A 26,392-nucleotide genomic window follows, 5' to 3' on the forward strand; every position below is an offset into this window, starting at 1 on the left:
GGTGCTCGGTCACCGACCACCGTCGTCGCCGGTCCGCCGCGCCCGCTGGACGCGGGCTGTGGGGATGCTGGGAGCGCCGGCTCAGGGGAGCAGCAGCAGCTTGCCCGTGGTGCGCCGGCCCTCGAGGTCCTCGTGCGCCCGCCGCGCCTGTGCCAGCGGGTACCGGCCGCCGACGCGCACGTCGAGCCGGCCGTCGGCGACCAGGCCGAGCACCCGCCCGGCGAGCTCCCGCAGCAGCTGCGGCGTGCGGGTGTAGGTGCCGAGCGTCGGGCGCTGCACGTACAGCGAGCCGTGCGAGGCGAGCGACTGCACCTCCAGCGGCTCGGGCTGCCCGCTGGAGGCGCCGTAGACGACCATCCGCCCCGTCGGGCGCAGCGCGCGCAGCCCGTCGGCGAACGTCGTCCGGCCGACCCCGTCGTAGACCGCGGCCACGCCCTCGCCGTCGGTGAGCTCCCGCGCCCGCTCGGCGAACCCGTCGTAGCCGACGACGACCTCGTCGGCGCCGGCCGCGCGGGCGAGCTCCGCCTTCTCGCCGGTCGACGTCGTCGCGAGCACGTGCCCGCCGCGCAGCCGCACCAGCTGGGTGAGCAGCAGTCCGACGCCGCCGGCGGCGCTGTGCACCACCACCCACTCGCCCTCGGCCACCGGGTGGGAGTCGGCGGCGAGGTAGTGCGCCGTGCAGCCCTGCAGCATCACCGCGGCCGCGGTCTCGGCGGAGACGCCGTCGGGGACCGGCACCAGCTCCTCCCGGGGTGCGGCGACCCGGCCCGCGTAGCTGCCGGGCACGTCCAGCCAGGCGACCCGCTCCCCGGTGCCGGCCACCCGGCCGGCGCCCTCGCTGCCCACCACGGCGGGCAGGTCATGGCCGTAGGGCGGGCGGCCCTCGCGCTCGTACACGTCGCGGAAGTTGACGCCGACCGCCTCGACGTCGACCAGCACCTGCCCCTCGCCGGGCGAGGGGTCGGGCACGTCGCGCACCGAGAGCACCTCGGGCCCGCCGGTGGACTCGACGAGGACCGCCTGCACGTCGCCTCCCTGGCTGTCGCCTGCGGCCCCACGCTAGGGCGTGGCGGGCCTGGTGGCACCGCGTCGCGGCTGAGAGGCTGCCCGCCATGCAGCGTGCCTTCGGCCTGGACGTGCCCGAGTCCGTGGCGGAGATGTGCCGCCCGGGCGCGGCCGCGGTCCTGGTCTACGACGCCCAGGTGGGCATCCTCGCCGCCGTCCGCGACCGGGACGGGCTCACCGCCCGGATCGCCGCCGTGCTGGCCGCGGCCCGCGCGGCCGGCGTCCCCGTCTTCTACGTGCGGCACGTGTCGCTGCCCCCGTCGCACCTGGGCGTGGCCGCGCTGCGCACCGCGATGGCCTGGCAGCGCAGGGACCGGGCCGACGCCGTCACCTCCTCCTTCCCGCCCGACGCCGCGCACACCCAGCTCGACCCCGAGCTCGCGCCGGCCGACGGCGAGCCGGTGTTCGACAAGCTCGGGATGTCGGCGCTGGTCGGCACCCCGCTGGAGGCGGCGCTGCGCGACCGCGGCGTCACCACGCTGGTCGTCGTCGGCGCGGTGCTCGAGATCGGCATCGAGCCGACCGCCCGCCACGCCGCCGACCTCGGGCTGCTGCCGGTGGTGGTCGACGACGCCTGCGGGGTGGTCGACGACGAGGCCGCGCAGCGCTCGCTGGCGAGCCTGGACTACAGCCTGCTCAGCCACCGCTGCTCCACCGCCGAGGTCGTCGCGGCGTTCGGGGGTGCGGCGTGAGCGCGGCGCTGCCGGAGGAGGCGTCGGTCGTCGTCGTCGGCGGGGGGCTCACCGGCCTGGCCAGCGCCTACGAGCTCGCCCGCGCCGGGGTGCCCGACGTCGTCCTGCTCGACCGGGACTCGTTCGGCTCCGGCTCCACCAGCCGGGCGGCCGGGGGAGTGCGGGCGATGTTCTCCGACCCGGTCAACGTCACCCTCGGCGCCCGCAGCCTGGAGACCTTCCGCGACTTCCCGGCCCGCTTCGGCCAGGAGATCGACTACGCCGAGGTCGGCTACCTGTTCCTGCTGTCCACGCCCGAGGCGGTGACCGCCTTCGAGGACGCCGTCGCGCTGCAGAACTCCCTCGGCGTGCCCAGCCGGATGGTCGACGTCGCCGAGGCGCGGCGGCTGTCCCCGCTGATCGAGACCGACGGGCTGCTCGCCGCCGCGTTCTCGCCCACCGACGGGCACTGCACCCCGGAGTCGGTGGTGCTCGGGTACGCCTCGGCCGCCCGCCGGGCCGGCGCCACGCTGCTGCCGGGCCGCGCGGCCACCGGCATCGACGTCACCGGCGGGCGGGTCACCGCGGTGCACACCGCGGACGGCAGCATCCGCACCGGCGCGGTCGTGTGCGCCGCGGGCCCGTGGTCGGCGGAGGTGGGCGCCTGGGCCGGCGTCGACCTGCCGGTGACCCCGCTGCGGCGGCAGATCCTGGTGACCGAGCCGGTGCCGGGCCTCGACCCGCACACCCCGTTCACCATCGACTTCGCCACCTCCTTCTACTTCCACCGCGAGGGCCGGGGGCTGCTCATGGGCATGTCTGACCCCGAGGAGACGCCGGGCTTCCGGCTCACCCGCTCCGACGCGTGGCTGCCGCGCCTCGGCGAGGCGATCGAGCGGCGCGCGCCCGCGCTGGCCGGCGTCGGCGTCACCGGTGGCTGGGCCGGGCTGTACGAGATGACGCCGGACCACAACGCGCTCATCGGCCGGGCCCGCGACGTCGAGGGGTTCCTCTACGCGACCGGCTTCTCCGGGCACGGGTTCCTCATGGGCCCGGCCGTCGGGGAGGTCGTGCGCGACCTGTACCTGGGCCGTGAACCCCTCGTCGACGTGTCGGTCTTCGATGCGGGACGCTTCGAGGGCGCGGCCGTCCGGCCCGAACTGAACGTCGTCTAGACGAAGGACCACCCTGCCCCCCGCCGCTCGCACGCTCGCGGCGGGACCCTGCAGGGCGGCCGAGATGCATAGAGGAAGAAGGACATCCCTGTGACCAGCCTGCCCACCGCCGAGGAGCTCCGCCGACTCGCCGAGGAGGCCGCCCGCCGCTGCGGGGTCGACCTCGACGCCGTCGCCGGCGACCACCCGGTGACCTCCCCGGTCAACGGGCAGCACCTGCTGTCGGTGCGCCGGCAGACCGCGGCCGACGTCGCGGCCGCCGTCGAGCGCGCGGGCGCGGCGTTCCGGCAGTGGCGGACCGTGCCGGCGCCGGTGCGCGGCGGGCTGGTGCGCCGGCTCGGCGAGCTGCTGCGCGAGCACAAGGCCGACCTGGCCACCCTGGTGAGCATCGAGGTCGGGAAGATCACCTCCGAGGCGGCCGGCGAGGTCCAGGAGATGATCGACATCTGCGAGTTCGCCGTCGGCCTCTCGCGGCAGCTCTACGGCCGCACCATCGCCTCCGAGCGGCCCGGCCACCGGCTCACCGAGAACTGGCACCCGCTCGGCGTGGTCGGCGTCATCAGCGCCTTCAACTTCCCGGTCGCCGTCTGGTCGTGGAACACCGCGCTCGCGCTGGTCTGCGGCGACCCGGTGGTGTGGAAGCCCTCGGAGCTCGCCCCGCTGTCGGCGCTGGCGTCGGCCGCGCTGCTCGACCGGGCCATCGCCGAGACCGGCGCGCCCGAGGGGCTCAGCCAGGTGCTGATCGGCGGCGCCGACGTCGGCGAGGCGCTCGTGGACTCGCCCGGCATCGCGCTGCTGTCGGCCACCGGGTCCACCCGCATGGGCCGCGCGGTGGGCCCGCGGGTGGCCGACCGGTTCGGCCGCTCGCTGCTGGAGCTCGGAGGCAACAACGCGGCGATCGTCACGCCGTCGGCCGACCTCGACCTCACCACCCGCGGCGTCGTGTTCTCCGCCGCCGGCACCGCCGGGCAGCGCTGCACCACCATGCGGCGGGTGATCGTGCACGAGGACGTCGCCGACGCCCTCGTCGAGCGGGTCGCCGCGGCCTACCGCAACCTGCCGATCGGTTCGCCGCTGGAGGGCGGCACGCTCGTGGGCCCGCTCATCCACGACGCCGCCTACAAGGGCATGCAGGACGCGCTGCAGGCGGCGCGGCAGCAGGGCGGCGAGGTCGTCGTCGGCGGCGGGCGGCGGCTGGCCGAGGAGGCCCCCGACGCCTGGTACGCAGAGCCCGCGCTGGTGCGGATGCCGGGGCAGACCGACATCGTCCGGCAGGAGACGTTCGCGCCGGTGCTCTACGTGCTGACCTACCGCACGCTGGAGGAGGCGGTGGCGCTCAACAACGACGTCCCGCAGGGGCTGTCGTCGACCATCTTCACCTCCGACCAGGCCGAGGCCGAGCGGTTCCTCGCCGCCGACGGCTCCGACTGCGGCATCGCCAACGTCAACATCGGCACGTCGGGCGCGGAGATCGGCGGCGCGTTCGGCGGCGAGAAGGCCACCGGCGGCGGCCGCGAGTCCGGGTCGGACGCCTGGAAGGGCTACATGCGCCGGGCCACCAACACGATCAACTTCTCCGGCGAGCTGCCGCTGGCGCAGGGCGTCGAGTTCCCCATCTGAGGGGAGGGGCCGGGCCCTCGCGGGCCCGGCCCCGGCTCACAGCCCGAGCGTGCGGGCGACGAGCATGAGCTGCACCTCGGTGGTGCCCTCGCCGACCTCGAGGATCTTCGAGTCCCGGTAGTGCCGGGAGACCGGGTACTCGTTCATGAAGCCGTAGCCGCCGTGCACCTGGGTGGCGTCGCGGGCGTTGTCCATGGCGGCCTCGCCGGCGACGAGCTTGGCGATCGCCGCCTCCTTCTTGAACGGCAGGCCGGCGAGCATCTTCGCCGCGGCGTCGTAGTAGGCGGCGCGCGCGGCCACCACCCGCGCCTCCATCCGGGCGATCTTGAACGCGATCGCCTGGTTCTGCGCGATCGGGCGGCCGAACGCCGACCGCTCCCGCGCGTACCTCACGCTCTCGTCCACGCAGCCCTGGGCGGCCCCGACCGAGAGGGCCGCGATCGCGATGCGGCCCTCGTCGAGGATCGACAGGAAGTTGGCGTAGCCGCGGCCGCGCTGCCCGAGCAGGTTCTCCTCGGGCACCCGCACGTCGTCGAACGACAGCGGGTGGGTGTCGCTGGCGTGCCAGCCGACCTTGTCGTAGGCGGGCTCGGCGGTGAACCCGGCCGTGGGCACCGGCACGAGGATCGAGCTGATCTCCTTGCGGCCGTCGGCGAGCTCGCCGGTGACGGCGGTGACCGTGACCAGCCGGGTGATGTCGGTGCCGGAGTTGGTGATGAACGCCTTGCTGCCGTTGATCGTCCACTGCCCGTCGGCGAGCACCGCCGTCGTCCGGGTGCCCCCGGCGTCGCTACCGGCGCCGGCCTCGGTCAGGCCGAAGGCGCCCAGCGCCTCCCCGCTGGTGAGCAGCGGCAGCCACTGCTGCCGCTGCTCCTCGCTGCCGAACCGGTAGACCGGCATGGCGCCGAGCGAGCAGCCGGCCTCCAGGGTGATGGCGACGCTCTGGTCGACCCGCGCGAGCTCCTCGATGGCCAGGCACAGGGCGAAGTAGTCGCCGCCCATGCCGCCGTACTCCTCGGGGAAGGGCAGGCCGAACAGGCCCATCTCGGCCATGCCGCGCACGACCTCGTAGGGGAACGTCCTGTCGCGGTCGTGCTGGTAGGAGACCGGCGCGACGACCTCGCGCGCGAACTCCTCCACGGTCTTGCGCAGCTGCTGCTGCTCGTCGGTGAGGCGGGTGTCGAGCACGTCACGACTCCTGTGTCGGTGCTGCGGGGGGTGCCGCGGGAGTTGCCGCGGGGTGGACGACGGCCAGTTCCTGGCCCAGGGCGACCTGGTCGCCGACGCGGACGGAGACGTCGACGGTGCCGTCGGCGGGAGCGGTGAGCGTGTGCTCCATCTTCATCGCCTCGACGACGACGAGCGGGGCGTCCGCGGCCACCTCGGCGCCCGCGGCCACGTGCACCGCCACGACGGTGCCCGGCAGCGGGCTGCGCACCGTGCGGTCGGCGGTGCCGGCGTCGGCGTGCAGCCGGGCGGGCGGCAGCTCGGTCAGCGCCGCGGTGACGCCGTCGACGTGCACCCACGTGGTGGCGCCGTCGACGGCGGTGCGGGCGGACGTGGTGCGGCCGTCGACGGTGAGCAGCAGCCCGCCGTCCGCGGGTACGGCTGCGACCGCGTGCTCGTCGCCGTCGCCCACCCGCAGCCGGGTGCCGCCGGTGAGGGCGACGGTCAGCCGCTCGCCGTCGGGGCCGGCGACGTCCCACCGCAGGGGCGCGCGCCGGCCGCCGGTGCGCCAGCCGCTGGGCACGTCCCACGGGTCGACGACGGGGCCGGCGGGGGACAGCGCGGCCAGGCGGGTGAGCGCGAACGCGGCGTACGCCTCCACCGGGACGGCGCTGCTCGTCAGCGCGTCGAGGTCGCGCTCGACGAGCCCGGTGTCGAGCCGGCCGGCGCGGACGTCGGGGGAGGCGAGCAGCGCCCGGAGGAACGCGGTGTTGGTGCCGACGCCGAGGACGACGGTGCCGGCCAGCGCGCGGTCGAGGCGGGTGAGCGCGGTCTCCCGGTCGGGCCCGTGCGCGATCACCTTGGCGAGCATCGGGTCGTAGGTGGTGCCCACGACCGAGCCCTCGAGCAGGCCGCTGTCGACCCGCACGCCCGCGCCCGCGGGCTCGGCGAGGACGAGCGCGGTGCCGCCGGTGGGCAGGAAGCCGCGCGCCGGGTCCTCGGCGTACAGCCGCGCCTCGACCGCGTGCCCGGTGAGGACGACGTCGTCCTGGCCGAACGCCAGCGGCTCGCCGGCCGCCACCCGCAGCTGCTGCTCGACCAGGTCGGTGCCGGTGACCAGCTCGGTGACCGGGTGCTCCACCTGCAGCCGGGTGTTCATCTCCATGAAGAACGGCTCGTCGGGGGCGTCGCCGGCGACGATGAACTCCACGGTGCCGGCGCCGGTGTAGCCGACGGAGCGGGCGACCTCGCAGGCCAGCGCGCCGTAGCGGGCGCGCTGCGCCGGGGTGAGCAGCGGCGAGGGCGCCTCCTCGACGATCTTCTGGTGCCGCCGCTGGAGGCTGCACTCGCGCTCGCCGAGGTGCACCACGGTGCCGTGGGTGTCGGCGAGCACCTGCACCTCGACGTGCCGCGGGTCGGGCACGAACCGCTCGAGGAAGAGGGTGTCGTCGCCGAAACTGGTGGCGGCCTCGCGGCGGGCGGAGACCAGCGCGGCGCGCAGGTCGGCGTCGCGGTGCACCAGCCGCATGCCCTTGCCGCCGCCGCCGGCCGAGGGCTTGACCAGCACCGGGTAGCCGACCTCGGCGGCCGCCTCGACCAGGTCGTCGTCGGTCATGCCCGGGTCGGTGCGGCCGGGGACGACGGGGACGCCGGCCGCGCTCACGGTCTGCTTGGCGCGGATCTTGTCGCCCATGATCTCCACCGCCTTGGCCGGCGGGCCGACGAAGACGAGCCCGGCGTCGGCGCAGGCCTGGGCGAAGGCGGTGTTCTCCGAGAGGAAGCCGTAGCCGGGGTGCACCGCCTGGGCGCCGGTGGCCGCCGCCGCCTCGAGCAGGCGCTCGACGGCGAGGTAGGACTGCGCCGCGGGGGCGGGGCCGAGCCGCACGGCGACGTCGGCCTCACGGACGTGCCGGGCGCCGGCGTCGGCGTCGGAGAAGACGGCGACGCCGCGGACGCCGAGGCGGCGCAGGGTGCGGATGACCCGGACGGCGATCTCGCCCCGGTTGGCGACGAGGACGGTGTCGAACACGCTCACATCCGGAAGACGCCGTAGGAGACCGGCGCGAGCGGCGCGTTCGCGCACGCCGACAGCGCCAGGCCGAGGACGGTGCGGGTGTCGAGGGGGTCGACGACCCCGTCGTCCCAGAGGCGCGCGGTCGCGTACCAGGCGTTGCCCTGGGACTCGTACTGCGCGCGGATCGGCTCCTTGAACGCCTCCTCGTCCTCGGCGCTCCACGAGTCGCCGAGCTGGTCGCGGCGGACGGTGGCCAGCACGCTGGCCGCCTGCTCGCCGCCCATCACGGAGATGCGGGCGCCGGGCCAGGTGAACAGGAAGCGGGGGGAGTAGGCCCGGCCGCACATCGAGTAGTTGCCGGCGCCGAACGAACCGCCGATGACGACGGTCAGCTTGGGCACCCGGGCGCAGGCGACGGCGGTGACCATCTTCGCGCCGTGCTTGGCGATGCCGCCGGCCTCGTAGTCGCGGCCGACCATGAACCCGGTGATGTTCTGCAGGAACAGCAGCGGGATCGACCGCTGGTCGCACAGCTCGATGAAGTGCGCCCCCTTGAGCGCCGACTCCCCGAAGAGCACGCCGTTGTTGGCGACGATGCCCACCGGGTGGCCCTCGACGTGCGCGAACCCGCAGACCAGCGTGGTGCCGTACAGCGCCTTGAACTCCGAGAACCGGCTGCCGTCGACCAGCCGCGCGATGACCTCGCGGACGTCGTAGGGCGTGCGCGGGTCGGCGGGGACGACGCCGGGCAGCTCCGCGGGGTCGACGGCGGGCGGCTCGGCCGGGCGCACCTCCCACGGGCGCGGGGCGCGCGGGCCCAGGTTCGCCACGATGTCGCGGACGATCCGCAGGGCGTGCGCGTCGTCGTCGGCGAGGTGGTCGGTGACGCCGGAGGTGCGGCTGTGCAGCAGCCCGCCGCCGAGGTCCTCGGCGCTGACGACCTCCCCGGTCGCGGCCTTCACCAGCGGCGGGCCGCCCAGGAAGATCGTGCCCTGGTCGCGGACGATGACCGCCTCGTCGGCCATCGCCGGCACGTAGGCGCCGCCGGCGGTGCACGAGCCGAGCACCGCCGCGATCTGCGGGATGCCCTGGGCGCTCATGGTGGCCTGGTTGAAGAAGATCCGGCCGAAGTGCTCCCGGTCGGGGAAGACCTCGTCCTGCATCGGCAGGAAGGCCCCGCCGGAGTCGACGAGGTAGACGCAGGGCAGCCGGTTGTGCAGCGCCACCTCCTGCGCGCGCAGGTGCTTCTTCACCGTCATCGGGTAGTAGGTGCCGCCCTTGACGGTGGCGTCGTTGGCCACGACGACGACCTCGCGGCCGCTGACCCGCCCGACGCCGGTGATGATCCCGGCGCCCGGGGCGTCGCCGTCGTACATGCCGTCGGCCGCGAGCGGGGAGAGCTCGAGGAACGGGCTGCCCGGGTCGAGCAGGGCGTCGACGCGCTCGCGGGGGAGCAGCTTGCCCCGGGCGACGTGCCGCTCCCGGGTGCGGGCGGGGCCGCCGAGGGCCGCGGCGGCGAGCCGGTCGTGCAGCTCGGCGCGCAGCTGGTCCTGGGCGGCGGCGTTGCGGGCGAAGGTCTCGCCGCGGACGTCCGCCTTGGAGGCGAGCGGCGTCCCCGACGTGTTAACCGCAGTTAACGTCACGGGCGTCACGTTAACGCACGTTCACACCCGGCGCTACCATCCCGGCGTGGCAGCGGCCGGGGGCGACGTCGACAGCGCGCTGGCCGCCGACGCGGCCCGGCCGTCCCGGCGCGAGCAGATCCTGCGGGCGGCGGCGCAGCTGTTCGCCGAGCGCGGCGCCCGGTCGGTCGGCGTCGACGACGTCGGCGCGGCGATCGGGGTGACGGGGCCGGCGATCTACCGGCACTTCGCCAGCAAGGACGCGATGCTCGCCGAGATGCTCGAGGGCATCAGCGAGCGGCTGCTCGCCGGCGGGCGGGAGCGGGTGGCCGCGGCCGGCGACGACCCGGCCGCGCAGTTGCGCGCGCTGGTCGCCTTCCAGGTCGACTTCGCGCTCGACAACCCGGCGCTGATCACCGTGCACGACCGCGATCTCGGCTCGCTGGCGCCCGAGCACGCCGCGCGGGTGCGCCGGCTGCAGCGCCGCTACGTCGAGGTGTGGGTGGACGTGCTGGCCCGCCTGCTGCCGGAGGAGGGGACGGCGGCCAGCCGCGCCCGCGCGCACGCCGTCTTCGGGTTGGTCAACTCCACCCCGCACAGCGCCGGCCGGCTGTCCCGGGAGCGGACCGCCGCCCTGCTCGCCGCGATGGCCGAGGCCGCCGCCACCGCCTGACCCCGCCATCCGCGCGCGGACGGCGGGTCCGGGGGCCGACCCGAGCCCGCAGGCGGCCGGCGATGTGCGCCTGTCGCGCGTTTCCGCCCCGGGATGCGCCGCAGATGCACATCACCTCGACCGGACCCTCGCCCGGCGGCCACCGCCTGGGCCTCGCCTCCCGCGCGCGGACGGCGGGCCTCGACGTGACAGCGCGTGCGGACGTGCAGCTCCGCGGCTCGGAACTGCACCTCCGCGCACACCGTCAGCCCGCCGCCGGCCGCCCTTCGCCGCCAGCCGGGCTCAGGCGTTCCTGACCGCGGCGGCCGACTGCAGGCCCAGCTCCTCGACCGACACCTCGCGCATCTCGACCTTGCGCACCTTGCCGGTGACGGTCATCGGGAAGGCGTCGACGACCTTCACGTAGCGGGGGACCTTGTAGTGGGCGAGCTTGCCCGCGCAGAACTCGCGCAGCGCCTCCGAGGTCAGCGGCGCGGCGCCCTCGCGCAGCCGCACCCACGCCATCAGCTCCTCGCCGTAGCGCTCGTCGGGGACGCCGATCACCTGCGCGTCGACGACGTCGGGGTGGGTGTAGAGGAACTCCTCCACCTCCCGCGGGTACACGTTCTCCCCGCCGCGGATCACCATGTCCTTGATCCGGCCGACGATGTTGAGGTAACCGGCCTCGTCCATGACGGCGAGGTCCCCGGTGTGCATCCAGCGGGCGGCGTCGATCACCTCGGCGGTCTTCTCCGGCTCGTCCCAGTAGCCGAGCATCACCGAGTAGCCGCGGGTGCAGAACTCCCCGGGCGTCCCGCGCGGCACGGTGATGCCGGTGGCCGGGTCGACCACCTTGACCTCCAGGTGCGGGTGCACGCGGCCGACGGTGGAGGTGCGGCGGTCGAGGTCGTCGTCGGCGCCGGTCTGGGTGGACACCGGCGAGGTCTCGGTCATGCCGTAGCAGATGGTCACCTCGGTCATGCCCATCTCGGCGACCACCCGCTTCATCACCTCCACCGGGCACGGCGAGCCGGCCATGATCCCGGTGCGCAGGCTGGACAGGTCGTAGGTGCCGAAGTCGGGCAGGGCGAGCTCGGCGATGAACATCGTCGGGACGCCGTACAGGGAGGTGCAGCGCTCCTCCTGCACCGCGCGCAGGGTGGCCACCGGGTCGAAGGCGGGCGCCGGGATCACCATCGTGGCGCCGTGGCTGGTGGCCCCGAGGTTGCCCATCCCCATGCCGAAGCAGTGGTAGAAGGGCACCGGGATGCAGATCCGGTCGGCCTCGGTGTAGCCGCAGCCCTCGCCCACGAAGAACCCGTTGTTGAGCAGGTTGTGGTGGGTGAGCGTGGCGCCCTTCGGGAAGCCCGTGGTGCCCGACGTGTACTGGATGTTGATCGGGTCGTCGGGGGAGAGCTCCGCGGCGCGGGCGGCGAGCAGCGAGCGGTCGGCGGCGCGGCCGGTCTCCAGCAGCCGCTCCCACTCGGGGTCGCCGAGGAACACGACCTCGCGCAGGTCGGGACAGTCGCCGCGCACCTCGGCCACCATCGCGCGGTAGTCGCTGGTCTTGAACTCCGGCGCCGCGACGAGCACCGAGATGCCGGCCTGGCGCAGCACGAACGCCAGCTCGTGGGTGCGGTAGGCCGGGTTGATGTTGACCATGACGGCGCCGAGCTTCGCCGTCCCGTACTGCACGAACACCCACTCGGCGCAGTTGGGCGACCAGATGCCGACCCGGTCGCCCTTCGCCACGCCCAGCGCGTCCAGGCCCAGCGCGCAGGCGTCGACGTCGGCGACCAGCTGCGGATAGGTCCACCGGCGGCCGGTGGCGCACTCGACGAGCGCCTCGTGGTCGCCGACCCGCGCCGCCGTCCGGTCCAGGTTGTCCCCGATCGTGTCGCCGAGCAGCGGGACCGTCGAGGTGCCGCTCGCGTAGGAGGGCAGGGCCGGGGGCGTGCCGTGCTGGGTCACTGCTGGTCCTCTCCGTCCGGGCATGGGTGGGTAGAGGCTGCACCCTCCGGGCGGCCGGCGGCACCCCCGAACGGCCGGGGTGGGACGTCTCGACGGCTGTACCTACTGGTGTGTACGGTCGCCGTGTGAACGCCCGCGAGCGACTGGTCGAGGCCGCGCAGGACCTGCTGTGGGAGCGCGGGTACGTCGGTACCAGCCCCAAGGCGATCCAGGACCGCGCCGGTGCGGGCCAGGGCAGCATGTACCACCACTTCACCGGCAAGGCCGACCTCGCGCGCACCGCCCTGCAGCGCACCGCTGACCGCGAGCGCGCCGGCGCGGAGGCCCTGCTCGGCGGGACCGGCACGGCGCTCGAGCGGCTGACCGCCTACCTGCAGCGCGAGCGCCAGGTGATGCGCGGCTGCCCGGTCGGCCGGCACGCCCAGGACCCCGACCTCGTCGCCGACGCCGCGCTGCGCGCACCGGTGGAGACGACGTTCGCCTGGCTGCGCGCCCGCCTCGCGGAGGTCGTGGCCGAGGGGCAGGCGGCGGGGGAGCTGCGGGCCGACGCCGACCCCGCGGCGGTGGCGGCGGCCGTCGTCGCCACCGTCCAGGGCGGCTACGTCCTGGCCCGCGCCGCCGGGCGGCCGGAGCCGTTCGACGAGGCCGTCGAGGGCGCCGTCGCGCTGCTCGGCGCCCTGGCCCGCTGAGACCCGGAGGAGGGGACGACGTGCACGTCATGCAGTACGAGATCGGCCTGCCCGCCGATCAGGACATGGCGGTGATCGAGCGCCGGGTGGCCACCCGGGGCACGGCCACCGACGACTTCCCGCACCTGGGCGTCAAGGCCTACGCCGTCCGCCGGGTCGGCCGGCACGGGTCGGCGGTCAACGCCTACGCGCCGTTCTACCTGTGGCGCGACCCCGCGGGCCTCGACGCGTTCCTCTACGGCCCGTTCCGGAACATCGTCGCCGACTTCGGGCGGCCGCCGGTGCGCTCCTGGATCGGCGTCTCGTTCGACCGCGGCCCGGCATTCGCGGGGGCGCCGGTGTTCGCCACCCGTGCGGTGCGGTCGCTGCCGGCCGACGTCGCACCGGGGGAGGCGGTGGAGCGGGAGGCCGCCCAGGCCGGGCCGGCGGACGACCGGTGGCACAGCCAGGCCGTCGCCGTCGACCCCTCCCGCTGGGAGCTGGTCCGGTTCGTGCTGTGGAGCGCGGTGCCCGACACGGTGCCCGCCGGGTCGACGCCCTTCGACGTGCTGCACGCGAGCACCCCGCACCTGGCCGACCTGCCGACCGGCCGCCTCTGGTGACGCGGTCCGGCCCGCCTCCCCGGGAGGGGGGACGGGCCGGACCGGGACACGGGGTGGGTCAGCGCGGGTCGCCGACCAGCTCCCGCTCGCGGGACGTGGCCGGGTCGCGCTCCAGCGCCGCACCCTCGACGTCGAGCACCGGCAGCCAGCGCAGCCAGCGCGGCAGCCACCACGCGCGCTCGCCGAGCAGTGCCAGCGCCGCGGGCACGAGCACCATCCGGACGACGAACGCGTCGACCAGGATGCCGACCGCCAGCGCGAACGCGATCGACTTGATCGTCGCCTCGCCCGCCGGCACGAACCCGGCGAACACGCTGAACATGATCAGCGCGGCGGCCACGACCACCGGCGCGGCCTGGCGGAACCCGGTGCGGATCGCCTGCAGCGGCGGGGTGCCGTGGCTGTGCGCCTCGTGCATCCGCGACACCAGGAACACCTGGTAGTCCATCGCCAGGCCGAACAGGATCCCGATCACGAGGATCGGGGTGAGGCTCAGCAGCGGCCCGGTGGTGTCGAGGTTGACCACGTCGGCCAGCCAGCCCCACTGGAACACCGCCACGGTCGCGCCGAGCGAGGCGCCGATCGTGAGCAGGAAGCCCAGGACGCCGACCAGCGGCACCAGCAGCGACCGGAAGACCAGGACCAGCAGCACGAGCGCCAGCCCGACGACGAGCGCCAGGTACTTCGGCAGCGCCTCGTCCAGGCTCTGCGCGACGTCGACGCTGACCGCCGTCTGCCCGGTGACCGAGGCCTCGACGCCGTCGAGCGAGCGGAACTGGTCGCGCAGGTCGGCGACCAGCTGCTCGGTGGCCGCGCTGCTCGGGCTCGACTGCGGGACCACCGTCAGCAGGGCAGCGGTCCCGTCGGCGTTCGGGATCGGCGGGGCGACGACGGCGACGTCGTCGAGGGCGGGGATCTCCTGCGCCTGCCGTGCTGCGGCCTCGACGGCGCCGTCGCCCTCGAACAGCACGGTGATCGGACCGTTGAAGCCCTCGCCGAAGCCCTCGGCGAGCAGCGCGTCGGCGCGAGCGGCCGACGTGTCCTCCGCCGGCTGCTGGATGAGCGTCGTGCGCATCGAGGCGACCGGGATCGCGACGACGCCGAGCGCGACGATCGCCAGCAGCAGCGAGGCGACCCGGCGGGAGGTGACGCCGTCGGCCCAGCGGGCGAGGATGCCGCGGCCGCGGGCGGCGACGGGCGTGCCCTCTGCGGCCGCCGCGCGCATCCGCTTCGGCAGCACCCGGGTGCCCAGCAGAGCGAGCACCGCGGGCACCAGGGTCAGCGCGACGAGCACCGCGACGACGATCGTGCCGGCCGCGGCCAGACCCATCTGCGTGAGGAAGGGGATGCCGGCGACGAACAGGCCGGCCAGCGCGATGACCACGGTGAGGCCGGCGGTGACGACCGCGGAGCCCGCGGTGCCGACGGCCAGGCCGATCGAGCGGCGCACGTCGGTGCCGCGCAGCAGCTCCTGGCGGTGCCGCGTGACGATGAACAGCGTGTAGTCGATGCCGACGGCGAGGCCGAGCATCGCGGCGAGGATCGGCGTCGTGGAGGACAGGTCGACGAAGCCGGTGGCGATCGTGATGCCGAGGACGCCGACGCCCACGCCGACGAGCGCGGTCAGCAGGTTCATCCCGGCGATCGCCAGCGCGCCGTAGGTGACGGCGAGGACGACGAGGGCGACGACGACGCCGATGACCTCCGACGGGCCGCCGACCGCGGGCACCTCCTGCACCGCCTCGCCGGTGACCTCGACGGTCAGGCCGCCCTCGCCGGCGTCGGCGACGGCGTCCTGCAGCGCCTCCTGCTCCTCGGGCGTGACCCCGCCGGGCGCGGCGTCGTAGCTGACCGTGCTGTAGGCGGTGGTCTGCTGCTGGTTGACCGCGGGCGCGGCCGGGTCCAGCGGGTTGGTGGCGGAGGTGACGCCGGGCAGCTCGCCGAGCGTGGTGACCAGCTCGGTCACCGCCGCGGCGTTCTCCGGCGTCGTCAGCGTCTGCCCCTCGGGGGCGACGACGACGACCCGCGCGGTCGCCCCGCCGGCACCGGCGCCGAACTGCGACTGGATCCGGTCGAGCGCGGTCGTCGACTCCTGGCCCGGGATGGAGAAGTTCGTCGACGTCGGCCCGGAGAGCGTGGCCGCGCCGACGCCGCCCGCCACGAGGACGAGCAGCCACACGGCCAGGACGGCGAACCGGTGCCGCGCGGAGAAGGTCCCGAGTCGGGACAACAGGACAGCCATGGATCAGGCCTCCGCCTGGTGGGGGTGGGAAGGGACCGCGCGGGGACGGCGGTGTCCGAGCGCGTCGAGGCACGTGGCGACCACGAGGGGCCGCCACGCGCTGGTCTGGTCCGCCTCGTGGGCGGCGAGGGTGAGGACGGCGAGGGCGGCGACGGCGCCGAGCACGCGCACGAGCCGTTCGGGGTCGGCGTCCTCGGCGTGGGGGTCGACGCCGAAGCACTCGAAGACCGCGGTCTCGGGTCCGCCGGGCTCGTGCGCGCCGCCGTCGGGGAGCTCGGTCACCGGGGCGAGCAGCATGGCCACGAAGCCGGGGTGGCCGAGGGCGACGTCGACGAGGACCTCGATCGCCCGTCGGTCGCGGGCGGGGCCCGCGGGCAGGGGCCGGACGGCCTCGAGCACCCGCCGGCCGAGCGCGTCGGCGTGCGCGAGCACCGCCTCGTGCAAGGCGTCCTTGCTGGGGAAGTGGTGCAGCAGGCCGGCCTTCGACAGCCCGACGGCATCCGCCACGTCCTGCAGCGAGGTCTTGGCGTAGCCGCGGCGGGCGAACAGGCCGGCGGCGCGGTCGAGGATGCCCTCGTCGATCTGCTGCCGGAACGGTCGTGCCACGTCCCCAGACGGTACGCGCGACCGACCGAATCGGTCGGTCCGCCGTCCGATCCGGTCGGGTGGGGTGTGTCACGTCCCGCTGGCCGGGAGTCGGCTCGGTCCTCGCGGCCGCGGACGGGAGGATGACGTCATGACGACACGCAGGAGGGTCGGCCCCGCGGACGCGCGTTCGTGGCTGCTGGTCAACGGGGCGCGCCCCGAGCTGTTCGACGAGCGGTACGCCTCGCGCGCCGACCAGGTGGTCCTCGACATCGAGGACGCCGTGGACCCGGCCCACAAGGACGAGGCGCGCGCCGGCGTCGTCGAGTGGCTCGGGGACGCCGGCCGCTCGGCGTGGGTGCGCATCAACGACCACTCGACGCCCTGGTGGGAGCACGACGTCGCCGCGCTGGCCGGCCTCCCCGGCCTCGCCGGCGTGATGCTGGCCAAGACCGAGGCCGGCGAGCACGTCACCGAGACCTTCGACCGGCTCGGCGGCGCGACCCCCGTGCTCGCGCTCGTGGAGTCGGCGCTGGGCATCGAGGAGGCGGTGGGCATCGCCCGCGCCCGCGGCGCCTTCCGGCTCGCCTTCGGCAGCGGCGACTACCGCCGCGACACCGGCACCAGCGCCGACGACCTGGCGATGGCCTACCCGCGCTCCCGCCTGGTCGTGGCCAGCCGGATCGGCGGGCTGCCCGGGCCGATCGACGGCCCGACGGTGAGCACCAGCCACCCGGTGCTGCGCGAGCAGTCCGCCGTCACCGTGTCCCTCGGCCTCACCGGCAAGCTGTGCCTCGACCCCGACCAGGCGCCGGTGATCAACGAGGTCATCAGCCCCGCGCCGTCCGACGTCGCCTGGGCCCTGGACTTCCTCGCCGACTTCGAGGCGCGCGGCCAGGTCATCCGCGACGGCAGCGACCTGCCCCGCCTCGGCCGCGCCCGCAAGATCGAGCGGCTGGCCGCCACCTTCGGGGTGCAGCCCAGCTGACCCCGCCCCTGCGGTCCTCCCGGACGACGCGGCCGGGAGGACCGCAGGCCGCCGTCCCCGGTGGTGTGCGGTCGCGGCGCGTTCCCGGCCCGGGATGCGCCACGGGTGCACGTCACCGTGGGGGAGTGACCGCTAGACCGCCGTCGCGGTGACGAAGGTGCAGACGCCGTCGCCGGAGGTGGCGCGCTGGCGGACGCCCAGCAGCCACAGCACCGCCATCTCCACGCGGTAGGCGATCCGCATCGGCCCCGTGTAGAGGGTGTCGCCGGCGGTGGTGACCTCCACCGAGCCGAAGCCCGCCCGCTGCACGTGCCGGGTGAGCATCCAGTCCGGCAGCAGCGTGATGTGGCCGGGGGAGTCGTAGTGCCGCGGCCCGAAGATGTAGGGGGCGCCGCGCAGGAGGGTCAGCAGCCGCGAGTGCGGGTGCGTGACGTTCGGCGTGCTCACCAGCAGCCGCCCGCCGGGCCGCAGCAGCGCGCGGATCGAGCGCAGCACCTGCCGCGGGTTCTCCACGTGCTCCAGGGTCTCCACGCAGACGACGAGGTCGAACGGGCCGCGGGTGTCGTCGGTCCACTCGGGGTCGTCGAGGTCGAGCCGGGCGATCCAGTCGTGCGGCGGGTCGAGGTCGGTGGGGACGACGTCGATGCCGGCGTCGCGCAGCCGCAGCGCCAGCGCACCGCACCCCGAGCCGACCTCGAGCACCCGGCCGCCGTCGGGCAGCGCGGCGCGCACCTGCGCGGCGGCGTACTCGTGCACCCCGGGCGCGGCGTGGATGCCGTGCCCGCGGTAGGTGCGGACCGCTTCGGTCCGCCGGCCGTCGCGGTGCTGGAGGTCGGTCACCGGAACAGCCTGTCAGCCTCCCGGGTGACCCGCAGACCTCACCCTGCGCACCGCGGAGCGTCACCGGGGCGTCATCAGCGAGTCACCTCGCTGCCGACGATTGGGGGACGCCGGACCGCGATCGGCGGCCGGCCCGCTCCGCCCACGAGGAGAGACGTGTCCGGTCCGCACCACCACCACGACCACCACCACGACCACCACCACGGTCCCGAGCACGGTCACGGTCACGCGCACCAGCCCGGCGCCCCCGCCTGGACCCCCTACGGCGACACCTCGGTCCCCGACACGGACCTCTCGCCGGTCGACCTCTCCCGGCGCCGGTTCCTCCAGGCGGCCGGCGTCCTGGGCCTCGCCGTCGGTGCCACGGTGGCCGGCACGCCGCGCGTCGCGCAGGCCGCGCCCCGCCCGGGCGGCGGGGGCGGCGGCTCCTACACGTGGCTCAACGGCGACCACCACATCTACACGCAGTACAGCTCCGACGGCCTCTACACCGTGCGCCAGCAGGTGGAGCAGGCCCGGCGCAACGGCGTGAACTGGCTGGTCATCACCGACCACGGCTCGGCCACGCACGCGCGCCTCGGCGTCGACCTGGTCAACCCCGACGTCGTCGCCGCCCGCCGGGCCCACCGGGACATGCTGGTCTTCCAGGGCCTGGAGTGGAACATCCCGGCCGCCGAGCACGGCACCGTCTTCGTCGTGCCGAACGCCGACGAGGTCGCCGTCCTGCGGGAGTTCGAGCAGCAGTTCGACGGCTCGCTGGGCAACGTGACCGAGGACCGCGCGGTGGCCGGCATCCAGTGGCTCGGCCGGCAGATGACCGACCGCCGCACCTCCAACGCGCTGTTCCTCGCCAACCACCCGGCGCGCAACGGCATCGACTCGCCGCACGAGATCCGCGCCTGGCGCGACGCCGACCCGCGGGTCGCGATCGGCATGGAGGGCGCGCCCGGCCACCAGGCCGCCGGCATCCCGGCACCGGAGGGCCCGGGGGAGGCGCGCGGCTACTACGGCAACAGCCGCCGCGCCGACAGCTTCCCCGGCTACCCCGACGAGTCCTACCGGACCTTCGGCGGCTTCGACTGGATGACGGCGAAGCTCGGCGGCGTCTGGGACTCGCTGCTCGCCGAGGGCAGGCCGTGGTGGATCACCGCCAACTCCGACTCGCACTCGGTGTACCGCGACCAGCTCGTGCGCCCCACCGGGCAGGACAGCACGGCGTACTTCACCGCCAACGGCCGCTACGGGGACCCGGTGGACAGCGGCGTGCCGCAGATCGACCGCGGCGACTTCTTCCCCGGCTACTACTCGCGCACCTGGGTCGGGGCGGGCAGCCGCGACTACGGCGCCGTCATGGACGGCCTGCGGGCCGGGCGCGCCTTCGTCGTCCACGGCGACCTGATCGACGGTCTCGAGGTCAGCGTCCGGGGCGACGGCGGCGGGAACGCGCCGGCCACCCTGGGCGAGCAGGTGCGGATCGGCCGCGGCGAGAACGTGCACATGCAGATCCGGATCACCCAGCGCCGGCAGCCCAACGCCCACGGCGACGTGCCGCGGCTGCGCCGGGTCGACCTGATCACCGGGCCCGTCACGGGCCCGGTGGCCGACCGGGACACGCAGACCGCGCCGGAGACCCGCGTCGCGCAGTCCTTCGAGGTGCGCGGCAACGGCCAGGTCGTGCTCAACCACGTGTTCCGGCGGGTCGACCGGCCGTTCTTCCTGCGGCTGCGCGGGACCGACGGCAACTTCTCCGCGCCCGGCAGCATCGAGCCGCGGCAGGACCCGGTGGGCAACAGCGACCCGTGGACCGACCTCTGGTTCTACTCGAACCCGGTGTTCGTCTCCGTTGGCTGACACCCCCTCCGGGGACCGCTGGGTCGCCGTCTGCGGCGACACCGGCGCGTCACCGGCCGCGCTGGCCGAGGTCGAGCACCGCCTGCTCGACCTCGGCCGGCGGGTCGGCGCCACCGAGGTGGCGACCCACGTCGTCCGCGCGGACGGCACCGGCCACCACGCCGGGTCGCTGCGCGTCCCGGCACCGGACGGCCTGGCCGGGGCGCTGGCCGGGTGGGCCCGTCCCGGCGAGTCGGTGGTGCTGTCCGGGGACGACGGCCCTGACGACGGCGGGGGCGACGTCGCGCTCGGCGACCCGGCCCACGCCGGGCACGCGGCGGACGTGGCCCGGGCGCACCGCGCCCGGACGTCGGGGCGGCTCGTCCGCTTCCCCGGCCAGGACGGCCTGCCCGACCGGTTCCCGCTGGCCGAGCTGACCACCCGGTGCGCCGTCGAGGCGGTGCACCTGCTCGGCGTCGCCGACGACCCCGCGCTGGTGCTGCGGACCCGCGGCCACGTCCGCCCGGAGTTCCGCGACGGCGTGCTCGTGCTGGTGGTCAACGCCTGGGACGACCGCGAGGTCTGCCCGTTCGAGCCGCCGGTGCAGCGGGAGTGCTGCGCCGACCACTGAGACCGCCCGGCTGGGCGGGGAGGTCGGGGAGGTCAGGCGGGCGCGCCGTGGTGGACGACGCGGCCCTTGCCGGCGCGCTTGGCGGCGTACATCGCGGCGTCGGCGCGGGCCATGAGCTCGTCGGCGCCGACGGCGGCGTCACCCGGCCCGAGCGCGACCACGCCGGTGCTGGCGCCCACCGGGCGCAGCGTGCCCGCGACGGTGAACGGCAGGGCCATCGCGGCCGCCACCCGGGTGGCGGCCTCGCCGGCGTCGCCGCCGTCCTCGAGCACCACGGCGAACTCGTCGCCGCCCAGGCGGGCCACGGTGTCGCCGGCGCGCAGCGATCCCGTCAGCCGGCCGGCCACCCCCCGCAGCAGCTCGTCGCCGGCCGCGTGCCCGAGGGTGTCGTTGACCGCCTTGAAGTCGTCGAGGTCGAGGAAGACGACGGCGACCGGCCGCATGTCGCGGGCGTGCAGCGCGAGGGCGTGCTCGAGCCGGTCGAGGAACAGCGCGCGGTTGGCCAGGCCGGTGAGCGGGTCGGAGAAGGCCAGCCGGCGCAGCTGCGCCTCGCGGGCGGCCAGGTCGTCGGCGAGCCGCACGTTCTCGCGCACGGTGCCGTACTGGCGGGCGAGCAGGGCGGCGACGACCAGGGCGGCCACGAGCTCCTCGCCCTGCGTCAGGGCGGCGCCGGAGAGGGTCCGGACGAGGGCGGTGCCGAGGGCCAGGGTGACCGGGGCGTAGGGGAGCAGCGACGCCGCGGCGCTGGTCCGGCGGGCGGCGTGGCCGGCGGGCGCGGCGCCCGCGGCGGTCGCCGGCCGGCACAGGCCCGCCACCGCGAGCAGCACGAAGGCCAGCGTCCAGCCGGCGTCCGCGGTGCCGCCGTCGTAGGCGCTGGTCGCGGCGAGGTAGGTGAAGGCGCTGTCGGCGACCGCCATCGCGGTGACGCCGGCGGCGACCAGGTTGAGCGGGCGGCGGTCGCCGGCGGTGCGGGTGACGAGCAGGACCGCCAGCACCACGAGGGCGACGTCGGCGACCGGGTAGGCGGCCAGCAGCAGGCGGGCGGCGACGTCGTGGCCGGTGTCCTCGCGCAGCACCGCGCCGAGCGCGGTCTGCCAGCTGACCAGGCCCACGGCGCCGGTGGTCATCACCGCGTCGAGGCAGCGCTGCCACCGCCCGGTGCGCCCCCCGCCGGCCGGGTGGACCGCCAGCGCCAGCACCGCGCACGCGGAGAAGCCGAGGAAACCGACGTCGGCCAGCGACGGGAACGGCGACTCCCCGCGGGCGGCGAGCACCGTCCAGTACGCCTGCCCCGCCGACCACGACCCGCAGGCCGCGGCCAGCAGCCACCACGCCGTGCGCATCCGCAGCCCGGCCGACGCGACGGCGTGCCGGGCGGTGGCCGCCGCGGCGGCGGCCGCGGCCAGTGCCTGGACGACGTCGGAGACCAGCGTCGCGGCGGAGGAGGGCAGCACGGCGGTCGCGAGCACGCCCGCCGCGCAGACGGCGACGAGCAGCGCCCCCAGGTGCCGGGGGGCCGGGCCGGTGCGGGCCACCTCGTGCTCCTCTCGTCGACGGCGGTCTCCTCCTGTCATCGGCGCGCGGCGGCGCCGGGGAGATGACCCGTCGGGGTGAGGGAGCGCGCGGCTCAGCGTGCGGCGAGCGCCGCCGTCTGCTCCGCGCACAGCTCGGCCAGCGCCTGGGGCGCCGACCGGCACAGCCGCGGGAAGGCGAGGAAGCCGTGCGGCATGCCCACGTACTCGGTGTGCCGCACCGGCACCCCGGCCGCGCGCAGCACCGCGGTGTAGCGGGCTCCGTCGTCGCGGATCGGGTCGTGCTCGGCCACCTGCACCAGTGCCGGGGGCAGGCCCGTGTGGTCCGGGGCGAACAGCGGGGAGGCGTAGGGGTCGGTGGGGTCCTGGCCGCCCAGGTAGTGGTCGCGGAACGCGAGGCAGTCGGCCTTCGTCAGCACCGGCGCGGAGGCGTTCTCGTCGATCGAGGGGCTGCTCATCGTCAGGTCCACCGAGGGGTAGACCAGTCCCTGGTGGGCGATCCGCGGGCCCGAGCGGTCCCGCGCCATGAGGCACACGACGGCGGCCAGGTTGCCGCCCGCGCTGTCGCCCATCACCGCCACCCGCTCCGGGTCGGCGCCGAGGTCGGCCGCCCGGGCGACGACGTCGACCAGCGCGGCGTAGCAGTCCTCCGCCGCGGCGGGCCAGCGGTGCCCGGGCGCGAGCCGGTAGTCGACCGACACGACGACGGCGCCGACCGCGGCGGTCACGTTGCTGCACAGCCAGTCGGCGGAGTCCAGGTTGCCGAGCGTCCAGCCGCCGCCGTGGAAGTTGACGACCAGCGGCAGCGCGCCGTCGCCGTCCTGCGGCCGGTAGGTGCGCACCGGCACGTCCCCGGCCGCGCCGCGCGCCGTGCCGTCGGTGAGCCGCACGCCGCGGGCCACCCCGCCGAGCAGCGCGTCGGTGAGCGGGTTGTGCGGGATGCGCTGCGCCTGCGCCCGGCGGATCCGCTCCTCGTCCATCGACGAGACCGACATCCGGCCCAGCAGCCGGCCCAGCACCCGCACCCGCAGGTCCATCCCTGCCACGCGCTCCTCCTCAGATCTGGTCGACGACGGTCTCGGCGTACCAGGCGAACCCGTGGCCGGGCACCACGACCCGGCCGTCGGCCACCGGCAGCACCCCGTCGCTGCCGTGCACCTGGGCGAACGTCCCCAGCCCGGTGACCGTGTCGGCGTCGACGGACGCGGGGTCCGCGGCCACGTTGGCCACCCCGACGAACGTGCCGTGCCGCGGGTGCCGGCGGCGCCACACCAGGACGGCGTCGCTGCCGGCGTCCAGGGGCTCGGCGCCGACGTCGCCGGTCAGGGACGGCAGCGACCGGCGGGCCGCACCGAGTTCCCGCAGCGCGGCGCAGACCCGCCCCTCCACGGTGGCGGGGTCGGCGGCGCGCCCGGCGGCGGCCCAGTCCAGCGGCGGCCGGTGCATCCAGCGGTTGTCCGGGGCGAGCTCCGGGTCGGCGAGGTAGCCGGCGTCGTTGCGCTGGGCGAGCTCGTCGCCGGAGAACAGCAGCGGGATGCCGCCGAAGCCGTAGGCGACCGCGTGGAGGAGCACGAACCGGCGGACGGCGGCGTCCAGTGCAGCGTCGTCGCCGGCCTCGAGGGCGGCCTCGACGCCGCACAGCGAGGCGGTGGTGCCGGAGATCCGCGCGTCGCCGGTGGCCTCGTTCTCCTGGAACAGCGCGCCGCGGGCGAACGAGCCGGGGAAGCGGCCGGCGTAGAAGTCGTTGAGGAACCGGCGGTGCGCGAAGCCGTCCAGGCCGACCGCCGCGGCGTCGGTGTCGGTGACCGCCCAGCCGATGTCGTCGTGCCCGCGCACGTAGGTGCACCAGGTGGTCGTGCGGGGGATCGGCCGCATCCGGCCCAGCGACTGCCGCGCCAGCCGCACGTCGCCGGTGGCCAGGCTGCTCCACAGCAGCACCATGAGCTGGTTGTGGTACGCCAGCTCGCACTCGGGCCGCTCGCGCTCGTGGGCGCCGAGGTACCGCACCAGGTCGTCGGGCGCGACGATCGCCTCGGCCTTGAACACCACGCCCGGCGCGGCCAGCCGGGTGAGCGCGTGCAGCACCTGCAGCAGCAGGTGCGCCTCGGGCTGGTTCTGGCAGTCGGTGCCCCGCCGCTTCCACATGAACGGGACGGCGTCCATCCGGAAGACGTCGACGCCGCGGTTGGCCAGCCAGGTGATCTCGCCGAGCACCGCGAGCGCGACCTCGGGGTTCGTGTAGTCGAGGTCCCACTGGTAGGGCCAGAACGTCGTCCACACCCAGCCGCCGGCGCCGCCGAGCGCCTCCGGCACCCAGGAGAACGAGCCCGGCGCCCGGTCGGGGAAGACCTCCGGGATCGTCGCGTCCCAGGCGTCGGGCTCCGCCCGGTCGGGGTAGGCGGTGTAGAAGCCGGCGTACGCGGGGTCGCCGGCCAGCCAGCCGCGCGCCCACGGGTGCTCGCGGGCGGTGTGGTTGAGCACCAGGTCGATGCACAGGCTCATCCCGCGCCCGTGCAGCGCGGCGGCGACCGCCTCGAGGTCGGCCATCGTGCCCAGCCGCGGGTCGACCGCGCGGTAGTCGGCCACCGCGTAGCCGCCGTCGTTCTCGCCCTCCCGCGGGCGCAGCAGCGGCATGAGGTGCAGGTAGGTGGTGCCGAGGTCCTGCAGGTGGTCCAGCCGGGCGGGCAGGTCGCGCAGCGTGCCGCAGAACCGGTCGACGTAGCAGACGTAGCCCTGCACGCCGGGGGACTGGAACCATCCCGGGTCGATCTCGCGGCGCCGGTCGATCCGCCGCAGCGGCGCGGGCCGCTCGGCGGCGGCGGCCAGGGCGGTCCGCAGCCCGCGGGCGAGGAAGTCGCCGGCGCGGTCGCCGTACAGCCCGGTCAGCGCGGCGGTGAGGTCGGGCAGGGCGAGCCCGACCCGGGTGAGGAAGGCGTCGGCCTCGTCCGCGCCGAGCGCGGTGGCCACCTCCCCGGAGAACCCCACCGGCAGCCTGCTGTCCTCCGCGCCCCCGCTCACGTGTCCTCCGTAGCGCGTCCCGGGCCCACCCGCACCCGGGCGAGCGCCTCGTCGGCGAGCCGGGCGAACTCCTCCGCGGGCGACGCCGGGTCCCAGGTGCGGAACGCCGCCCCGAGCGCCGCGCCGGCCGCGGCGGCCAGCAGCCGCGGGCCGAGCTCGTCGCCGGGCAGCCGCCGGGTGGCCCACGCCTCCAGCGCCGCCTGCACGTGCCGGTGCACCTCGACCGGGTAGTCGCCGAGCTCGCCCGAGCCGGCCACCCGGCGGTAGACGCGCAGCGCGTCGTGCGGGCCCCAGCGGACGAACACCGCGCAGATGCCGCGCAGATCGGCCCACACGTCGCCGGTGTCCGGCGCCTCGGCGGTCAGCCGCTCCAACCGCTGGGCGAGCTCCGGGTCGGGGTCGAACAGCGCGGCGGCCTTGGTGGGGAAGTAGTTGAAGAAGGTCCGCCGCGACGTGCCGGCCGCCGCCGCGACGTCGTCGACGCTCACCGCCGCGAAGCCGTGCTCGGCCACCAGCCGCAGCGTGGCCTCGCGCAGCGCCCGCCACGTCTCCAGCCGGGTGGGGTGCCGGGCCTGCGTCACGGCCCCGACCCTAGGGCCTTGCACTCAGTGCAAGCGATCCCTAGCGTGACGCGCGGCACACGGCCGAGCGGAGGAGACGACATGGCGGGACGGGTCGAGGGCAAGGTGGCGCTGGTGACCGGCGCGGCGCGCGGGCAGGGGCGGGCGCACGCCGTCCGGCTCGCCGCCGAGGGCGCCGACGTCGTGGTGGTCGACGTCTGCGGGCCGCTGCCCGACGTCAGCTACCCCTCGGCCACCGAGGAGGACCTGGCCGAGACGGTGCGCCAGGTGGAGGCCCACGACCGGCGGGCGGTGTCGGCGGTCGTCGACGTCCGCGACCTCGACGGGCTGCGCGCGGCCGCCGACCGGGGCGTGGCCGAGCTCGGCCGGCTCGACGTCGTCGTCGCCAACGCCGGCATCTGCAGCCCGCGCGCGTGGGACCAGGTGGGCGCGGAGGTCTTCGCCAACACCCTGGACGTCAACGTGACCGGCGTCTGGAACACCGTGATGGCCACCGCGCCGCACCTGGTCGCGGCCGGCGGCGGCTCGATCGTGCTGGTCAGCTCCGCGGCGGGCCTCAAGGTGCAGCCGTTCATGGTCCACTACACGACCAGCAAGTGGGCCGTCCGCGGGATGGCCAAGGCCTTCGCCACCGAACTCGCGCAGCACGCGATCCGGGTCAACAGCCTGCACCCGACCGGCGTCGCGACGCCGATGGGCGAGGGCGACATGCAGGCGACGCTGGGCGCCGCGATGGCCGGCGACCCCAGACTGGCGCCCATGTTCAGCAACCTGCTGCCGGTGCAGATCACGCAGCCCGAGGACGTCGCCGACGTCGTCCTGTTCCTCGCCTCCGACGAGTCCCGGTACGTGACGGCGCACGAAATGGCCGTCGACGCCGGCGTCTCGGAGTTCTGA

22 protein-coding genes are annotated in these 26,392 nt (G+C 75.6%); 10 read left to right on the top strand and 12 right to left on the bottom strand.

Annotation, left to right across the window (positions count from 1 at the left end; all coding sequences use genetic code 11):
• Nucleotides 1-81: 81 nt before the first annotated feature.
• Nucleotides 82-1,026: a quinone oxidoreductase family protein gene (locus BUE37_RS06505; protein ID WP_073419220.1), complete on the bottom strand. Its 945-nt coding sequence runs from the start codon at nucleotides 1,024-1,026 to the stop codon at nucleotides 82-84.
• A gap of 86 nt (nucleotides 1,027-1,112) precedes the next feature.
• On the opposite strand from BUE37_RS06505, the gene BUE37_RS06510 reads away from it, so the two are divergent.
• The 3 genes from BUE37_RS06510 to amaB all read left to right on the top strand — a co-directional run bounded on the left by BUE37_RS06510 (nucleotide 1,113) and on the right by amaB (nucleotide 4,531).
• On the top strand, nucleotides 1,113-1,757 hold the full coding sequence (locus BUE37_RS06510) for a cysteine hydrolase family protein (RefSeq protein WP_073419221.1): 645 nt from the start codon (nucleotides 1,113-1,115) through the stop codon (nucleotides 1,755-1,757).
• Nucleotides 1,754-2,911 (top strand): NAD(P)/FAD-dependent oxidoreductase, encoded by a 1,158-nt coding sequence (locus BUE37_RS06515; RefSeq protein WP_083628359.1) that lies wholly within the window; start codon nucleotides 1,754-1,756, stop codon nucleotides 2,909-2,911. Before BUE37_RS06510 ends, BUE37_RS06515 begins: the two co-directional genes overlap by 4 nt.
• Before the next feature lie 90 nt (nucleotides 2,912-3,001).
• On the top strand, nucleotides 3,002-4,531 hold the full coding sequence (amaB, locus tag BUE37_RS06520) for an L-piperidine-6-carboxylate dehydrogenase (RefSeq protein WP_073419222.1): 1,530 nt from the start codon (nucleotides 3,002-3,004) through the stop codon (nucleotides 4,529-4,531).
• A gap of 36 nt (nucleotides 4,532-4,567) precedes the next feature.
• Here the strand turns inward: amaB and BUE37_RS06525 are convergent, their stop codons facing one another.
• Genes BUE37_RS06525 through BUE37_RS06535 form a run of 3 tightly spaced genes read right to left on the bottom strand, consistent with a single transcriptional unit; the run spans nucleotide 4,568 to nucleotide 9,355 of the window.
• Nucleotides 4,568-5,719 (bottom strand): acyl-CoA dehydrogenase family protein, encoded by a 1,152-nt coding sequence (locus BUE37_RS06525; protein WP_073419223.1) that lies wholly within the window; start codon nucleotides 5,717-5,719, stop codon nucleotides 4,568-4,570.
• A 1-nt stretch (nucleotide 5,720) separates the two neighbouring features.
• A complete protein-coding gene (locus tag BUE37_RS06530; RefSeq protein WP_073419224.1) occupies nucleotides 5,721-7,727 on the bottom strand; it encodes an ATP-binding protein in 2,007 nt (668 codons plus the stop codon).
• A gap of 2 nt (nucleotides 7,728-7,729) precedes the next feature.
• Entirely contained in the window at nucleotides 7,730-9,355 is a 1,626-nt protein-coding gene (locus BUE37_RS06535; protein ID WP_073419225.1) for a carboxyl transferase domain-containing protein, read from the bottom strand.
• Nucleotides 9,356-9,401: 46 nt separating this feature from the next.
• Here BUE37_RS06535 and BUE37_RS06540 point away from each other — a divergent pair, with 46 nt between their 5' ends.
• Nucleotides 9,402-10,007 carry an SACE_7040 family transcriptional regulator gene (locus tag BUE37_RS06540; RefSeq protein WP_217651138.1) on the top strand — a complete coding sequence of 202 codons (606 nt, stop codon included), beginning with the start codon at nucleotides 9,402-9,404 and terminating at the stop codon, nucleotides 10,005-10,007.
• Nucleotides 10,008-10,289: 282 nt separating this feature from the next.
• On the opposite strand, the gene BUE37_RS06545 is transcribed toward BUE37_RS06540, so the two are convergent.
• Nucleotides 10,290-11,957: an AMP-binding protein gene (locus tag BUE37_RS06545; protein WP_245794333.1), complete on the bottom strand. Its 1,668-nt coding sequence runs from the start codon at nucleotides 11,955-11,957 to the stop codon at nucleotides 10,290-10,292.
• 125 nt (nucleotides 11,958-12,082) lie between these two features.
• On the opposite strand from BUE37_RS06545, the gene BUE37_RS06550 reads away from it, so the two are divergent.
• Both BUE37_RS06550 and BUE37_RS06555 read left to right on the top strand, forming a co-directional pair.
• Nucleotides 12,083-12,646 (top strand): TetR/AcrR family transcriptional regulator, encoded by a 564-nt coding sequence (locus BUE37_RS06550; RefSeq protein WP_073419227.1) that lies wholly within the window; start codon nucleotides 12,083-12,085, stop codon nucleotides 12,644-12,646.
• 29 nt (nucleotides 12,647-12,675) lie between these two features.
• Nucleotides 12,676-13,248, top strand: coding sequence for a DUF4865 family protein (locus BUE37_RS06555; RefSeq protein ID WP_245794391.1), 573 nt, complete (start codon nucleotides 12,676-12,678; stop codon nucleotides 13,246-13,248).
• Nucleotides 13,249-13,306: 58 nt separating this feature from the next.
• Here BUE37_RS06555 and BUE37_RS06560 read toward each other — a convergent pair whose 3' ends face one another.
• Both BUE37_RS06560 and BUE37_RS06565 read right to left on the bottom strand, forming a co-directional pair.
• On the bottom strand, nucleotides 13,307-15,490 hold the full coding sequence (locus BUE37_RS06560; protein WP_073419229.1) for an MMPL family transporter: 2,184 nt from the start codon (nucleotides 15,488-15,490) through the stop codon (nucleotides 13,307-13,309).
• Nucleotides 15,491-15,493: 3 nt separating this feature from the next.
• A complete protein-coding gene (locus BUE37_RS06565) occupies nucleotides 15,494-16,096 on the bottom strand; it encodes a TetR/AcrR family transcriptional regulator (protein WP_073419230.1) in 603 nt (200 codons plus the stop codon).
• A gap of 130 nt (nucleotides 16,097-16,226) precedes the next feature.
• Here BUE37_RS06565 and BUE37_RS06570 point away from each other — a divergent pair, with 130 nt between their 5' ends.
• Nucleotides 16,227-17,063 (top strand): HpcH/HpaI aldolase/citrate lyase family protein, encoded by an 837-nt coding sequence (locus BUE37_RS06570; RefSeq protein WP_073419231.1) that lies wholly within the window; start codon nucleotides 16,227-16,229, stop codon nucleotides 17,061-17,063.
• A 132-nt stretch (nucleotides 17,064-17,195) separates the two neighbouring features.
• Here BUE37_RS06570 and BUE37_RS06575 read toward each other — a convergent pair whose 3' ends face one another.
• Nucleotides 17,196-17,903: a class I SAM-dependent methyltransferase gene (locus BUE37_RS06575; RefSeq protein WP_073419232.1), complete on the bottom strand. Its 708-nt coding sequence runs from the start codon at nucleotides 17,901-17,903 to the stop codon at nucleotides 17,196-17,198.
• A gap of 156 nt (nucleotides 17,904-18,059) precedes the next feature.
• Between BUE37_RS06575 and BUE37_RS06580 the strand changes: the two genes are divergently transcribed.
• On the top strand, nucleotides 18,060-19,754 hold the full coding sequence (locus BUE37_RS06580; protein ID WP_073419233.1) for a twin-arginine translocation signal domain-containing protein: 1,695 nt from the start codon (nucleotides 18,060-18,062) through the stop codon (nucleotides 19,752-19,754).
• Nucleotides 19,747-20,364 carry a hypothetical protein gene (locus tag BUE37_RS06585; RefSeq protein WP_073419234.1) on the top strand — a complete coding sequence of 206 codons (618 nt, stop codon included), beginning with the start codon at nucleotides 19,747-19,749 and terminating at the stop codon, nucleotides 20,362-20,364. The genes BUE37_RS06580 and BUE37_RS06585 overlap by 8 nt, the downstream gene beginning before the upstream one ends.
• Before the next feature lie 32 nt (nucleotides 20,365-20,396).
• Here BUE37_RS06585 and BUE37_RS06590 read toward each other — a convergent pair whose 3' ends face one another.
• The 4 genes from BUE37_RS06590 to BUE37_RS06605 form a co-directional block, all read right to left on the bottom strand.
• The gene (locus tag BUE37_RS06590) at nucleotides 20,397-21,899 is read right to left on the bottom strand and encodes a GGDEF domain-containing protein (protein ID WP_083628361.1); all 1,503 of its coding nucleotides are present in this window, start codon (nucleotides 21,897-21,899) and stop codon (nucleotides 20,397-20,399) included.
• 92 nt (nucleotides 21,900-21,991) lie between these two features.
• Nucleotides 21,992-22,933, bottom strand: a complete 942-nt coding sequence (locus BUE37_RS06595; protein ID WP_073419235.1) for an alpha/beta hydrolase — start codon at nucleotides 22,931-22,933, stop codon at nucleotides 21,992-21,994.
• A 19-nt stretch (nucleotides 22,934-22,952) separates the two neighbouring features.
• Nucleotides 22,953-24,914 carry an alpha-amylase family protein gene (locus BUE37_RS06600; protein WP_073419236.1) on the bottom strand — a complete coding sequence of 654 codons (1,962 nt, stop codon included), beginning with the start codon at nucleotides 24,912-24,914 and terminating at the stop codon, nucleotides 22,953-22,955.
• On the bottom strand, nucleotides 24,911-25,495 hold the full coding sequence (locus BUE37_RS06605; protein ID WP_073419237.1) for a TetR family transcriptional regulator: 585 nt from the start codon (nucleotides 25,493-25,495) through the stop codon (nucleotides 24,911-24,913). Before BUE37_RS06605 ends, BUE37_RS06600 begins: the two co-directional genes overlap by 4 nt.
• Nucleotides 25,496-25,576: 81 nt before the next feature.
• On the opposite strand from BUE37_RS06605, the gene BUE37_RS06610 reads away from it, so the two are divergent.
• Entirely contained in the window at nucleotides 25,577-26,392 is an 816-nt protein-coding gene (locus BUE37_RS06610; RefSeq protein ID WP_073419238.1) for a mycofactocin-coupled SDR family oxidoreductase, read from the top strand.

This window comes from Geodermatophilus nigrescens, assembly GCF_900129495.1.
GTDB lineage: Bacteria > Actinomycetota > Actinomycetes > Mycobacteriales > Geodermatophilaceae > Geodermatophilus > Geodermatophilus nigrescens.

Bases quoted from the DNA above. Each gene is read 5' to 3' on its own strand.
- BUE37_RS06555 (WP_245794391.1), top strand. From the start codon at position 12,676: ATGCAGTACGAGATCGGCCTGCCCGCCGATCAGGACATGGCGGTGATC.
- BUE37_RS06570 (WP_073419231.1), top strand. From the start codon at position 16,227: ATGACGACACGCAGGAGGGTCGGCCCCGCGGACGCGCGTTCGTGGCTG.
- BUE37_RS06610 (WP_073419238.1), top strand. From the start codon at position 25,577: ATGGCGGGACGGGTCGAGGGCAAGGTGGCGCTGGTGACCGGCGCGGCG.
- BUE37_RS06510 (WP_073419221.1), top strand. From the start codon at position 1,113: ATGCAGCGTGCCTTCGGCCTGGACGTGCCCGAGTCCGTGGCGGAGATG.
- BUE37_RS06595 (WP_073419235.1), bottom strand. From the start codon at position 22,933: ATGGACCTGCGGGTGCGGGTGCTGGGCCGGCTGCTGGGCCGGATGTCG.
- BUE37_RS06560 (WP_073419229.1), bottom strand. From the start codon at position 15,490: ATGGCTGTCCTGTTGTCCCGACTCGGGACCTTCTCCGCGCGGCACCGG.